The organism is Synoicihabitans lomoniglobus, assembly GCF_029023725.1.
GTDB lineage: Bacteria > Verrucomicrobiota > Verrucomicrobiia > Opitutales > Opitutaceae > Actomonas > Actomonas lomonigloba.
On sequence record NZ_CP119075.1, the window covers coordinates 2,692,360 to 2,705,527 of the forward strand.

The following is a 13,168-nucleotide window of genomic DNA, read 5'->3' on the forward strand; positions in this document are numbered from 1 at the left end:
CAGCACGTGGCGCGGAAGCTTAGAGCTAGTGTTCCCAGGATCAGAGCGCGGCTTGCAGTCTTTCACGTTAGGGGCAGGTTCAGTCTCATGAGCTCCGCCGCTAAAAACACCTTCACTCTCGATCTCGGGGCGCCCGCGCCAGACTTTCGACTGCCGGCCACGGATGGGAAAACCTACGGGCTCGCCGACTTCGCGGATGCCACGTTTTTGGTCGTGTTTTTCACCTGCAATCATTGCCCGTTCGTCACCGGGTCCGACGAGGTGACGCGCAAGACCGCCGAGCGTTTTGCGGGTCAGGGCGTGCGGTTCGTCGGCATCAATGCCAACAGCGTGAACACCTACGCGGAAGACTCGTTCGCCCACATGGTCGAGCGCATGGCGCAGCATCAGTTTCCGTGGATCTACCTGCACGACGAAAGCCAGGATGTAGCCCGGGCGTATGGCGCGCTGCGCACCCCGCTCTTTTACGTGTTCGATACCGCCCGACGTTTGGTTTACACGGGACGCGGCACCGACAGCCCGCGAGTGGCCGCCGATATCACAGTCAACGATCTCGCAAACGCGCTCGAAGATGTGGTGGCGGGCCGCCCGGTCGGCACCCCGCAGACAAATCCCATTGGTTGCAATGTGAAGTGGGACGGCAAGGACGCCCACTGGATGCCGGCCGACGCCTGCGATTTGATTTAGAGAATTTCTCCTCCCGTTATGGGGGGCTCAATTCGACGGACTGTCACAGTCGACAACCCGAAACGCGGCGTCATATACTCTGCATCCGCGCCATGGATTTCAGAACTTCAATACCTCGTTGTTTGGGACTGCTCTTCATTGGAGTGATTTTGCAAACGGGGTGTTCGACCGTGACCATCGATGCGGCCGAAACCGACCAATGGGTGAGTCCACAACTGTCGCTCTCCTGGGTGAAAAAAACGGCCAAAGACCAGATTGTTGCCCACGGATTCGACGTGCCGAATGAGGTCGAGTGGTGGATCACCTTGCAAGTCCGCGACACCGGATTGGTTTGGTCCGTCATGACCGTCGACCAAGGGCGCGCGGCCCGGTATTGGGTGCTGATCAACGATGCCACCGGCGACGCTGAGTTTTTGCAGCCCACCCTACCCGTAAACCCACAGTAGATTACGACTGCCAATTGGCTCCCCGAGGTCGGCATCGAATCGTGGCTCAGATGAATCACCCAGCGAAAGAGGTGGGTTTGAAAGTTAACTTCCCGTGCTCGGATAGATCGCCTCCATACGTCGCGCCGCGGCCTGAGCAACCCAATCCCTTGGATCAAACGAACCTGATCCTCTTGTTTCGTCCGCCATTGACGAAACGCCGTGCGAGCATTCGCTCTGCGCCACGATGCCCCTCCTCACGATTGTTCCTCCCATGCCGGGCGCGGAAAAGCGCTTTAAGCCGTTCGTGGAGTTTGTGCGATCGTGCGGCTGGGAAGCGGAATTTGTGCAGATCCGCTGGGAAGGTCGCCAACCAGCATTTGGCAACACCTCGATCTTCGACCAGGTCGGCGCTCAAACCGCGAGCAAAGTCGTCATGGGATTCTCACTCGGCGCACTCTACGCGCACCTGGGGGCACTCACGGCCAAACACCTGATCCTCGGGTCCATTTCACCCTTTTTTCTGGAGGATGATGACGAGCCTGATCGCTGGATGATCTCCCTCCAAGAAGGCAACGCCGCTACGCCCGCCGATGTGCTCGTCGGTCGCAAAGAAGACGCCCAAATGCATCGTCGCGCCGAGTCCATTCGAGATTTCTACGCGCAAAGCACCTATACCGTCGTCGCCAAAGCCGACCACGAACTTTGGCACCCAAACTATCTCGCCGCCTTCGCCAAAGCGCTAACCCGATTGGAGCAGTAGTGAGTCAATTTCGGTCCAGGTGAAACCGAGCTTGATACAAGTGGCCCGTCGTCTGATCGCGGCCTCCAAGTGCCCCTAATGAACGAACCACGACTCCCGTTTCCGCGTCCCGTTTGTTCGTAATACGAACAAACGGGGCGCGCATGACGGGCCGAAGGGGGAGGTTTGAATCTCCGGAGTCACGGGCGCTTCAATTCAGCCACCAAATCGCGAGGTTCAAGCTCAGGGCGAACGCCACCCACGCGACGTATGGCACCCAAAGCCTGGCCGCGGGTTTATCGAGCCGTGCGAGTCGGCACTGCATGACGACCAACAACGTGAGTAGGATGACAATGTCGACGAGGGCGAGGTCGGGGCGGCGTAGACCGAAAAACAGGATCGACCATAGCGCGTTCAACACCAGCTGCACGCCGTGCAACCCCAGCAACTGGTTAGCAAGCGATCCAAATTCCTCGCGTCGCAGCCAAACCCGCCACGCGGCGATACTCATTAATGTATAGAGCAGCGTCCAAGCAGGTCCGAATACCCAGCTCGGCGGATTCCATGGAGGCTTGGCCAAGCTGGGATACCATTCGCGCACACTCGACGCGGTCGCCACCCCGCCGATACCGGCCACGGCGAATGCGGCCAGCAGGAACAAGAAAAGCGCAAGCCAACGAGACATCGCCAAACTAGGAGGCAGCAGCCCGCACTTCGCAACTCACGAAGCCTGAGTAAAGACGCCCATGGTCGCCCGCCCCTTGTCAGCGGCCAGGGTCGTCGCGAACTCGCTCAGCAGCTGAAACGCTGCGTTAGCGCGATACTCGCGACACATCGAACGGATGCACCATCCAAGTTTTGGGATCGACCCGCAGCAGATACATAGGGTGGCGCAAATAAATGAGAAACTCTCACGACATATGAACCCTTTCGCCCGCTTTCGACGCTTTGAATGTGAGGCCACGCTTCGATTTGGCCGCACTTGGTCAAACGGCACGAGCCTCAGTTCCAATCACGTTTCAACGACACTCCCTCTCATGTTTCGACTCACATTCAAGTTCCTCTCGCTCTCTCTCGCCCTCAACGTTGGCGCAATTTCACTGGCGGCGCAGTCGATCACCTCGGCGGTTTGGAACACGGCCACCACCGGCACCATTGGCACGACTGATATCACGATTTCGGGCTTGGTGGGTTCGGGATTTTTCGAGGCCGATCTCACCACGTCCGACTTTTCATTCGCCCCTCAATCAGCCACCGAACAAACAGTTTCCTTTGACACTCTATCCGATTGGACCGTCACGCTTTCCGAGCCGGGTGACCTCTACCTCTACGCGATTTGGTGGAGAGGATATGAATGGGAGTTTGATCACGAATTCAGCGTCGTTTCCGGACTCACCAATATCAACATGCCGACATCGAGTTCATTTCAAACCACTGGCGGCTGGGGCAATGGTATCCTGCTCTTTGAAAACGTCAGCAGCCTGACGCTTTCGACTTCAAATTCCGATAATAGCGGTCAGGTCATGACCTTCGGACTGGCGACAGCCAGCGCTGTGCCGGAGCCCTCCTCTTATGGTTTGTTGGCGGGTGCCGCCATGGGCTTGGTGGGAATGACGCGTCGCCGCAAATTGCGGTCACCTCAGGCTGAGGCGGTTTAAGGATCGCGCTTCAGGTTTACGGTTCGGCCGTTGGTATCACGCGGCTTGAACCGGAAACCGAATGCCAGATTGGCGGTCAGCGTTGGTTAAGCGACGTCCCCACTCCGGGAACCTCGTGGCCCTTTCCCTGACTTCTTATCACCATGCATTCGATAACTCGCACCGATTCCGACCGTCTCGCCATCCTGCTGCAGGGCAAATTTGACGCCGATGAAATGGACGACGTGCTGAGCGTTTTCGTCACCAAGAGCGTCGGTATGCAGGACGGCAAACTGCTGATCCACGCGAACGATTACCAAATGCCCACATTCGAAGCCATGCGCCTCGAGTTATCACGATTGTCAGAGTTGATGCCGGTCATCCATCGCTTCAGTCGTGTGGCGGTCATCGCCGAAAAAGCGTGGGTGAGAAAAATGAGCGAGTGGGAGGGGGCCGTGATCCCGGACTTGGAAATCAAAGCTTTCGAACCGACTGCAACGGTAGACGCCGAAAACTGGCTCGGGGCGCGCGAATCATCCCCCTCCCAATAACCCGACCCAGTGTTCCGGCGTGCGCCGCCGCGCAGGATTCGGCTGGCGAGATCGGCACTCGGTCCCGGCCAATTCAACGAAAACTGATCGGGCGTTTTGCGTCCGGCGCGGAGCTGTTCTAGCATCCGCGCTGATGACGCCTTCCCACTTCAATTTTCCCAACCAATTCCGCACGCTCTACGACAAGGCAGTCGTGCTCTACCGCTCCGGCCAACGCGGCGCGGAAAACTACTTTAACGCCGATGAATCCGCCTGGCTGTCCGCCAACGGACTGACCGCCCAGACGATCTACGACTACGCGGAGGACGACGTGAGCGAGGGCACCCCGGGGTTTGCCCACGCTGCCGCGATCGAATCCGTCCGCCGGGACTACTTTTTCAATGTGCAGCAAGCGGTTGCCTCCACCGTCGTGGCCGACGCGTCCAGCTGGCCGGGCAAGTCCGAGACCCTCGAGGGCATCACGTGGCTTCCCCGCATCCTGCCCAAGGCCCGCGCCAAACTGCGCGGCGAGCTACCCGCATCGATGATGTATTGCTGCGGCGGTGACCGTCACTTTTTCCGCACGCACGACATCAATCCCGCCGAGTTTCTCAATTTGATCTGGCGCTGCGGTGACGATGACGCCGCCATCGCCGCCTGGGTCAAAGCTCGCTCCCGCGCTCCGGTCGAAGTTTGACCGTCCACCGGGCGTTGACCCGGAATCGCTTTTCTCTCCTCATCATCCCCGTTCCGCAGTCCCTCAACAGTTCCCCGCCATGAGCAACTATACCCTGAAGGTGAACGGTCAGAACCTGACCGTCGACGCCGCCCCTGATACACCCCTGCTGTGGGTGTTACGCGATCATCTGAATCTTGTCGGCACCAAGTATGGTTGCGGCATGGGACTTTGCGGGGCCTGCACCGTGCACCTCAATGGTGAGGCCGTGCGCTCGTGCCAATTGCCCGTTTCCACCATTGGAGCCCGGGGCATCACCACCATCGAGGGACTTGATCCCGACGGCGTCAGCGCCGTCAAAGAGGCATGGAACGAGGTCGACGTGCCACAGTGCGGTTACTGCCAATCCGGTCAGATCATGAGCGCGGCCGCTTTGCTCACGAGTAATCCCGAACCGACCGACTCCGACATCGACTCGGCCATGGTCGGCAACATCTGCCGATGCGGCACCTACGTGCGGATTCGCCAAGCCATTCACCTCGCCGCCGAAAAAGCCGCGATGAAAGCCAACGCCTGACCCGGAGCCGCCGACCATGAAAACCGAATACGCCGCCTCCTCGCTCCCCACCGTCAGTCGCCGTGGTTTCATCAAAGCCACCGGCGCCGCCTATGCCGGACTGAGCTTGGGCATCATGCTCGCTCCCCGCGCCCATGCCGCCGACCCCAACCCCGCCTTTCCCGCCCCCGGTGACGATGATTTCGCGCCCAACTTTCACCTGCGTATCAGTCCCGATAGCACGGTAACCATTGTCTCGCAAAACCCCGAGTGTGGCCAAGGCATCAAGACGGCCCTGCCTCTGCTCATCGCCGAGGAACTCGAAGTCGACTGGGCCAGCGTGCAGGTAACTCAGGCCGGTCTCGACAATCGCTACAATCGCCAGATTGCCGGCGGCTCCGGTGCCACGCCGGCGCACTTTATGGAATTTCGCCAACTCGGCGCCACGGCCAAGGCGATGCTCATCACCGCCGCCGCCCAGAAGTGGGACGTGCCCGTTTCGGAGTGCCATGCGACGTCGAACGAAGTGCACCACGCCGGCACCGCGCGTGCGCTCGGCTACGGTGAACTGGTCGCAATCGCCGCGACATTGCCCGTGCCGGAAGCCGAACAAGCCCCGCTCAAATCGCCGAGCAGTTTCAAGATACTCGGTCGCCGCATTCCCGGGGTCGACAATCACGCCATGTTTGCCGGCCAGCCCCTCTTCGGCATCGACCAGACGCTCCCCGACATGGTCCACGCGACCTATATCAAATGCCCTTCGTTTGGGGGCAAAGTGAAGTCGGCCAATCTCGACGTCATCAAACGCCAACCCGGCGTGACCGATGCGTTCGTGCTCGAAGGCAATGGCAAGATCGACGAATTCCCCGCCGGCGTGGCAATCCTCGGTCGGGACACGTGGTCGGTGTTGAAGGCCGCCCGCGCCCTGTTCGTCGATTGGGATATCCCCACCAATGTGGCGGCTCAAAGCACCGACGATTTTCAGGCCCGCGCGGCCACGTTGTCGACCGGGCCCGCGCAGAAAAATCTCCGCACCGACGGCGATGTTGATCAGGCGTTCCTCAACGCCGCGCACACGGTCGAGTCGTATTACAGTTATCCCTACGCGTCTCACGCCAACCTCGAGCCGCAAAACTGCACCGCCATTGTCACGGCAGACCGCGCCGAGATCTGGGCACCGACGCAATTGCCCAGCTGGGGTCGTGGTCTGATCGCGGGCAACCTCGGCGTGCCCGAGGAAAACATCTTCATCCACATGACGCGGATCGGCGGTGGGTTCGGCCGCCGCCTCATCAGTGACTACATGGTGCAATGCGCCGCCATCGCGCAAAAAGCCGGCGTGCCGGTCAAGATGACCTGGAGTCGCGAGGAGGACATGCAGCACGACCACTACCGCGCCGCTGGCTGGCACCGTTTCAAAGGCGGGGTCGACGGCGGTGGCAAACTCGTCACCTGGCAGGATCACTTTGTCACCCTCGGGGTGCAAAGCGACGAAGACACCGGACGCGGCGCGGGCATGAATTCCGACGAATTCCCCTGTCGCTTCGTGCCCCACTTCAAACTCGATCAATCCCTCATCAACACCGATGTGCCCATGGGGTGGTGGCGGGCCCCCGGCTCGTGTGCCATCGCATTCGCCACGCAATCCTTTCTCGACGAGCTCGCTCACGCCGCCGCGGCCGATCCGGTGGAGTTCAAAGTCAACCTGCTGGGCTCCGAGGCCCAACCCTCGGCCAACGACGGCGGGCCCGAATACCACGGCGGACGCATGGCGACGGTGGTCAAGCTCGCGGCGGAAAAAATCAACTGGGGCGCAGAGCTGCCCAGGGGTGAAGGACTCGGCGTGGCATTTCACTTCAGCCACCTCGGCTACGTCGCCGTCGGTGCGCACGTGGTTGTCACCAAATCCGGTTCTCTCACCATCAAGAAGACAGTGGCAGCCGTCGATTGCGGCGAGACGATCATCAATCTCAGTGGCGCGGAAAACCAATGTCAGGGTTCGATCGTCGATGCCATTTCGACCGCGCTCGGCCTGGAAATCACGGTCGCAAACGGCGCGGTGCAGCAGTCGAATTTCCACGACTACCCGCTGCTGCGCATGCCCGGCACGCCGGCCGAAGTGGAAGTGCATTTTCACTCCACGCCCTTCCCCACCACCGGCCTCGGCGAACCCGTCTTCCCGCCCGTCGCGCCCGCCATCGGCAACGCCATCTTCGCCGCCACCGGCAAACGCGTTCGCAGCATGCCGTTCAACAAAGCCGATCTCAGCTGGAGCTAACGGAAAGCGCCTGCAAGCAGGCGGTCTACCCGGTAACGACGTAGGCCGCGAGCTCGCTCGCGCTCGGCGCTGCCACAGGCAAGAGGTCCCGCTCGCTTTACCGCCACACTTCGCGACCAAAATCCCAACCGGCGCGCGCTGGTTCGCGGATCATCTCGCCGAGGTCGTCGTGGTTGGTGATCTCCATCGTGGCGGCGTTGTATTCAATATCGCGCCCGGTGCGTTGAGCCAGCACACCCACGTGAGCCATCTCCGTAAGCGCTGCCGCGTAGTCAAAGTTGGAGCCCGGTAATGGGCCCTCGCCCTTGATGGCGCGAATCCACTCCTGAAAGGGGCCACCTTTCACCCGCGCAATGGTCTTGGCCGGCGGCGCCTGACGAAAATCGTTCCACAGCTCTGTATTCAATAATCGGGGACTGTCGGGCCGAGCGCCGGTCATGAGCGTATGCTTGTCGCCAATCATCACCATGCCGCGACGAGGCACCGCCATGTCGGCCGGCCACTCTGGAATTAATTTCGGATCAGGAGCTGCACCGCCGTCATACCAATGCAGTTTCACGGGCGGCTTGCTGCCCCGCGCCGGAAATTCAAAGACGAGATGGGACGAACGCGGACAAAATGTCTCGTGCACGGTATCGATTGCCGCCACCGAAACGCGCTCCGGCATGCCCAAATCCAACGCCCAGAACGGCGCATCCAACGTATGACACGCCCAGTCACCGAGTTCACCACAACCGAAGTCCCACCATCCGCGCCACGTTAACGGCGTGTATTGCGCAGAGTAGTCACGACGAGCCACGGGGCCCAACCACAGATCGTAATCGAGCGCCGTGGGCACCGGACGAGTCGCCGGTGGAAACGATTCCGGCATGCGGAAATACGGTCCGTCAAAGTTGGGGCCATCGAACCACGCGTGCACTTCGCGCACGTCGCCAATCACATCGGCGTCATACCATTCCTTCACGAGACGAATTCCCTCCGTGGTGTGCCCTTGATTGCCCATTTGGGTGATCACGTCGTAGTAATGGGCGGCCTTTTGCAGGGTGCGCGCCTGCCAAATATTGTGCGTGAGCGGCTTTTGCACAAAGACGGGTTTGCCCATCGATATCGCCAGATAGGCCGCCGCGAAATGATGATGGTCCGGCGTCGAAATCACCACGGCATCGAGCTGGTGCTCAAGGCGCTCCAGCATATCCCGGTAGTCTCGAAAACGGCGGGCGTCCGGATAGGCCGCATACGTGCCAGCAGCGCGATCCTCATCGACGTCGCAAAACGCGACATAGTTTTCCCCGCGGCATCCATCCAGAGCCTGGTTCACCACTCCACCGGCTCCGATGAAACCAACGTTAAGACGATGCAGGGCCGATGGGCCGGAACTTCCGGTGGCAAAACGCGGCAGCATCGAACCGGCGGCCACCATGGCACCGGTTTTCAGAAAGGTGCGCCGCGAGGAGGGGTTTAGCGCAGGGGTAATCACGGGGTCGAACTCTGCCCCTTCCAGCCAGAAACGCGATCAAACACCGTGTGGGTTGAGGCAGAAAGATTGCCCGTTAACTTTCTAAAACAAACTCCCCTGCTCTTCCGGTCCGGTCAGTTTGGTCGCATCGAGAAACGGCTCGTAGCGCTTCACCCAGTCGTCGAGTTTTTTGAGGTAATACTTGGGGTCGTAGGCCGCCATCATCGGATCGTAGGCGTCCAGCGCCCGCGCTCGCTGCCAGTCGCTGGTTTGGCCCTTTTGCCGCGGCAAAATATAGTAGCTGATGCGGTCGCCCATACTCGGACGCGGGGTCATTTGCAGCGCGACTTCGGCGGACGCCCGGCGCGGCTTACCGCCCGTGGCAATGAACTTTTCGTAGGTGTCCGGATTCTGACTCAAGATCTCCGTTTTGGCCAATTCCTGCACCGGCGTTTTCAGAGCGGGAATCTCGTCGCGGAATCGAACCACGAGGTCCGAAGGCGATTCGCCGCCCACGCCGAGCAGGTGTGAAATCAGGCTATCGCTGAGTCGTTTCAGATAAGGTTCGATGCCGCGGGAACGCAGCGCGCTACCCTTGAGCGTGATGCGCTCGCCATCGTAGAGCGCGTAGTTCTTGGCCTTGTAGCAGAACATCGACTCGTAGCGGCCGTCGTATTCCAGCTCGATGCCTGCGGGCAGGATCGCCGCGGCTTTGGCCAACAGCTCCTCCGGCCGGTCAAAATACTCCGGAGTGGAAAGATAGATTCCATCGGTATCGGCCTCGAGAATCGTCGCGCCCTGGCGACTGAGTTCTTCAATCAGCGCTTGCAGCAAATCGCGGCCGCGTTGGGTGACTTCCGCCGCCAACTCTCCGTCGCCAAAACGAGCGCCGGAAAATCCCAAATAACCGTAGAACGAGTTGATCAGAATCTTGAAGCTCGCCTGCCGGGCATCGGCCTCGGCGCGTTCCTCGGCGCTCTCCGCCGAGCGGGCGAGTTGTTTGTAGCGCAGCCGGTATTCGCGCAGTTGTTTGAGCAGCGGGATGAACACGCCCAGCGCGTCGTTCTTGGGATTGCGCCCGATGTGCAGCAGCAAACTCGGATACAGCGAAGCGACGTCGAAGTGCAGCACATGCTTGAACACGCCTTCCTGAAAACTCCGGGTGTAACCGCCCTCAAACGGCTTGACTTCGGGCGGAGCTGGAGTCGACCGCCCGGCGTGATAGTAGTGTTCCTGAAACAGCAGATCGATCTTGCCGGTGGTCCCGCGCAGCGTGGCTTCCTGCAAGGTGATCGGGAAGGTGCGAACCTGTTCGAAATACGTGGGCAACAGGCGATCGGCGATGCCTTTGGTTTCACGCAGGTCATCGGCCAAATAGGCGAGAAACGTGGCGCGGTCCGACGCGTAGGCATCCTGGATCTTGTTGCCCGCGATGTAGGTGCGGTCACTGCCATCGACAGAGGTGATACCAAAATGGACCGCCACATCCTTGAGCCCGAACGCCGTGAGTTCACGGGTCGTGATGTCGTAAAGCTGCACCAGCAGAAACGTATCCACGACGGTGCGACCAGGGAGATCGCAACGGGGAAAATCGATCCACCGTTCCGCGACTTTGAGACGACTGCGTCGAAAGTTTGCCCGCTGGCCAAACCGCCCCCACGCGCACGGCACTTTGAGCCGCTTGGCCCGGAGCCGCAGGAAATCGAAATCAAATTTGAAAATGTTGTGACCCTCGATCGTATCGGGATCCTCTTCCGCCAGCACCGCATTGAGCTCTGCGAGCATCGCCTTCTCCGCCGCATCCGTGGGCTCCGCCAATACCAACGTGCGGTCGCGATCGCCAAAGCGCAGGCCGATGGCGAGCACGCGATCGTCCGGCAAGGTCGCGTCGCTGAAACCGTTGCCGCTGGAGGCGGTTTCGATGTCGAGTTGACACCGGCGCAGCTCCGCAAAACTCACGTCGGCAAACAACCGTTGGCGGGTCTCCAGCAAGTGCTGACTCTCCAACGGGCGCACGCCGTCAACCGCCACCGCACCGCGCAATCGTTTAATCAACGCATCATAGGCATCCAAGGATGGAGGTCGGGCCAACCACATGAAAGCGCCGTCGCCGGTGAGCTTTTGCAAGGGCACACCATCGAGTAACTCCGCGGCTGGTTCGGCGTCCAACCAGGCAAATGGCTGCAGGGCGACCTCGCTTTCGACGCAAACACCGTCGGCCGTCGCGCGATGGGCCAAATGAACCTGCCCTGCCCGATCGACCCAGATCCCGCAGAGTGCGTCCGCCATCAGCTGTGGGCTCCGTTTAGAACGGCCGTTGGTAGACCATCACCAGCGCGATAAACACGAGCGCCAGGATAATGCCCATGAAAAGCCCGGCTTTATCGCGCTTGCGGTAGCCGATCCCCATCAAGGCGCTCAGCCCGAGCCAACAGACGATCTTAACGATCGCCCAGCCCGGGAATCCGTAGGACAGCTTGGACAGCAGCCCGAAGCCGCTGACCAGCATGAGCACACTGGCGATACCGGAAAATATCATCACCTTCTTGCGCGTATCCGCGGCGCCAGCGAAACCGTAAAACGTGCCGCCCGTGAGGACGACGAGAGAAAGAAGGTGGAGGATATGATAGAACGTCGGCGACATAGGAAAAAAATTACACCCCGCACTGTGCCGTATGCCAAAAGGCTCAGGACCTTTTTAGGTTAAGGTGGGCACCTTCCGCAGCAGTTTCAGCCTTCCGATTTACGGCCCGGCATCGACCACCACGTTACGGTTCCCGAAGTATCTCAAAGGCAAAGAGCAGTATAAAGGCACCTCGAACACGGCAGGGTGTCGGACGAACGTAGGCTGCGCGGCCTGCTCGTCAAATGCTAAGCTCAATCGGTTTTACCGCCGGGGCCAAGCTGCGGTGCCCGGCGACGCACCAATCCGCGGGCGCTCCACCCAAGTAAGCCGATGGTTCCGATGGCGGCGCAAAACGGCGAGGTCAAACCCACCCCGAGGATGAGCAGAAACACCGATTGGCAGAGCAGAATCAGATCCAACGGCGTGCGCGCACCGGAACTCCGCTGCGCGACCACCAAAAGCACGAATGCCGCCGCCCCCAAGCTCAGCGACCCCCATTCAAACCGGCGCACCAAATCCGCTTTGCCTTCGTCCTGCATCAGCCACGCCAACACGGCGAAAAGGACCTGGTTGAACACCGCCAGACTCGCCAACAATCCGACGATCAACTCGGGAGTAACCGGAAAGTTGCCGTCTTCCGTGCGCACGCGCTCCGCCAAGGCGCATCCAGCGCAGCAATACACGGACTCCGCTGGTTTCACCGTCCGGACTTTGAACGGCAGTCCACAGTAGTGACAGGAGGCGGATTCCATGGGAACGGGACGGGCCAACGGGCTCAGTCGGCTTCCGAGGGTTCGAGATGCTCGATCACCAACTCCTGGACGGTCGCCAGAAACAGGTAACACATGAAGGCACGACGATCGACTTCCTCAAGATCGTCGAGGTCGACATCGCCACTTTCGAGAATGTCATCGCTGACTTCATCAAGAAAACGATCGCGCAGACGCAGGCGCACCGCCGCGCAGGCCCGCAGGATGGCGTCGGCATTGTCCTCGTCGAAGTTGACGACGCCCGAGGCAAAGAAATCCGAGTCGAACAACGCCAGCAGCGCGGACACGTCGCCGTTTTGATCGGCCACCAATTCCGTGCGCCAATCGTCGCGCAGTTCCTCCGCGACCTGCTCCAGCGGCAACGGCGCGGCCAACTCGTCATCCAGGGTATCGGCGGCGGATTTGATGACGTCGAGCAGCGGGGCCACGACGGCAAGACTCAGCTTGACCTCAATCCGTTTCATTGCGCTCCAAGATGGCGGTGAGATGCCAGTGCTGCAGCACGAAGGCGTAGTGCTCAGCCTGCTCCCGCAGTCCGCACCAAACGATCGAGCGCCCTTGCTCGTGCACCTCGAGCATGTGCTTGCGCGCGGTGTTCTCGTTGAAGCCGAAAACTTTGCGAAATACCAACACGACGTAGCTCATGAGATTCACCGGATCGTTCAACACCACCACTTTCCAAGGACCCACCAATGCTTCGGACTCCTCCGTTTCGACGGTGGGGGCGGGCGCGGTCTGAGCTTGGTCTACTGTCATATTTGAAGGGAAGCAGGGCTTCGAGGCGG

At 60.3% G+C, this 13,168-nt stretch carries 15 protein-coding genes and 1 other RNA gene; 8 read left to right on the plus strand and 8 right to left on the minus strand.

The genetic code is table 11. The annotated features are described in order from the left end of the window. Positions 1–87 precede the first annotated feature (87 nt). The 3 genes from PXH66_RS10595 (at position 88) to PXH66_RS10605 (ending at position 1,875) form a co-directional block, all read left to right on the plus strand. The gene (locus PXH66_RS10595; protein WP_330928126.1) at positions 88–687 is read left to right on the plus strand and encodes a thioredoxin family protein; all 600 of its coding nucleotides are present in this window, start codon (positions 88–90) and stop codon (positions 685–687) included. 92 nt (positions 688–779) lie between these two features. After that, positions 780–1,133 (plus strand): hypothetical protein, encoded by a 354-nt coding sequence (locus PXH66_RS10600; protein ID WP_330928125.1) that lies wholly within the window; start codon positions 780–782, stop codon positions 1,131–1,133. 226 nt (positions 1,134–1,359) lie between these two features. Continuing rightward, on the plus strand, positions 1,360–1,875 hold the full coding sequence (locus tag PXH66_RS10605) for an alpha/beta fold hydrolase (RefSeq protein WP_330928124.1): 516 nt from the start codon (positions 1,360–1,362) through the stop codon (positions 1,873–1,875). Positions 1,876–2,065: 190 nt separating this feature from the next. On the opposite strand, the gene PXH66_RS10610 is transcribed toward PXH66_RS10605, so the two are convergent. Then, a complete protein-coding gene (locus tag PXH66_RS10610; protein ID WP_330928123.1) occupies positions 2,066–2,539 on the minus strand; it encodes a TspO/MBR family protein in 474 nt (157 codons plus the stop codon). A gap of 352 nt (positions 2,540–2,891) precedes the next feature. Here PXH66_RS10610 and PXH66_RS10615 point away from each other — a divergent pair, with 352 nt between their 5' ends. The 5 genes from PXH66_RS10615 (at position 2,892) to PXH66_RS10635 (ending at position 7,531) form a co-directional block, all read left to right on the plus strand. Beyond that, entirely contained in the window at positions 2,892–3,512 is a 621-nt protein-coding gene (locus PXH66_RS10615; RefSeq protein ID WP_330928122.1) for a PEP-CTERM sorting domain-containing protein, read from the plus strand. Between the two features lie 143 nt (positions 3,513–3,655). Then, entirely contained in the window at positions 3,656–4,042 is a 387-nt protein-coding gene (locus PXH66_RS10620) for a SpoIIAA family protein (protein WP_330928121.1), read from the plus strand. 133 nt (positions 4,043–4,175) lie between these two features. After that, on the plus strand, positions 4,176–4,718 hold the full coding sequence (locus tag PXH66_RS10625) for a DUF5069 domain-containing protein (protein ID WP_330928120.1): 543 nt from the start codon (positions 4,176–4,178) through the stop codon (positions 4,716–4,718). 79 nt (positions 4,719–4,797) lie between these two features. Further along, on the plus strand, positions 4,798–5,274 hold the full coding sequence (locus PXH66_RS10630; RefSeq protein WP_330928119.1) for a (2Fe-2S)-binding protein: 477 nt from the start codon (positions 4,798–4,800) through the stop codon (positions 5,272–5,274). A gap of 16 nt (positions 5,275–5,290) precedes the next feature. Further along, the gene (locus tag PXH66_RS10635; protein ID WP_330928118.1) at positions 5,291–7,531 is read left to right on the plus strand and encodes a xanthine dehydrogenase family protein molybdopterin-binding subunit; all 2,241 of its coding nucleotides are present in this window, start codon (positions 5,291–5,293) and stop codon (positions 7,529–7,531) included. Positions 7,532–7,628: 97 nt separating this feature from the next. On the opposite strand, the gene PXH66_RS10640 is transcribed toward PXH66_RS10635, so the two are convergent. From PXH66_RS10640 to PXH66_RS10670, 7 genes are all read right to left on the minus strand, one after another. Beyond that, positions 7,629–9,008, minus strand: a complete 1,380-nt coding sequence (locus tag PXH66_RS10640; RefSeq protein WP_330928117.1) for a Gfo/Idh/MocA family oxidoreductase — start codon at positions 9,006–9,008, stop codon at positions 7,629–7,631. 81 nt (positions 9,009–9,089) lie between these two features. Beyond that, positions 9,090–11,276 (minus strand): DNA polymerase domain-containing protein, encoded by a 2,187-nt coding sequence (locus tag PXH66_RS10645; protein WP_330928116.1) that lies wholly within the window; start codon positions 11,274–11,276, stop codon positions 9,090–9,092. 16 nt (positions 11,277–11,292) lie between these two features. Beyond that, positions 11,293–11,631 (minus strand): DUF1516 family protein, encoded by a 339-nt coding sequence (locus PXH66_RS10650; RefSeq protein WP_330928115.1) that lies wholly within the window; start codon positions 11,629–11,631, stop codon positions 11,293–11,295. A 10-nt stretch (positions 11,632–11,641) separates the two neighbouring features. Beyond that, a non-coding RNA gene (gene ssrS / locus PXH66_RS10655) (6S RNA) lies at positions 11,642–11,822 on the minus strand. Between the two features lie 42 nt (positions 11,823–11,864). Beyond that, complete coding sequence (locus PXH66_RS10660; protein WP_330928114.1) at positions 11,865–12,365, minus strand: hypothetical protein; 501 nt, start codon at positions 12,363–12,365, stop codon at positions 11,865–11,867. Between the two features lie 23 nt (positions 12,366–12,388). After that, complete coding sequence (locus tag PXH66_RS10665) at positions 12,389–12,847, minus strand: DUF2017 family protein (RefSeq protein ID WP_330928113.1); 459 nt, start codon at positions 12,845–12,847, stop codon at positions 12,389–12,391. Further along, positions 12,834–13,139 carry an ATP-dependent Clp protease adaptor ClpS gene (locus PXH66_RS10670; RefSeq protein WP_330928112.1) on the minus strand — a complete coding sequence of 102 codons (306 nt, stop codon included), beginning with the start codon at positions 13,137–13,139 and terminating at the stop codon, positions 12,834–12,836. The genes PXH66_RS10665 and PXH66_RS10670 overlap by 14 nt, the downstream gene beginning before the upstream one ends. Positions 13,140–13,168: the final 29 nt, after the last annotated feature.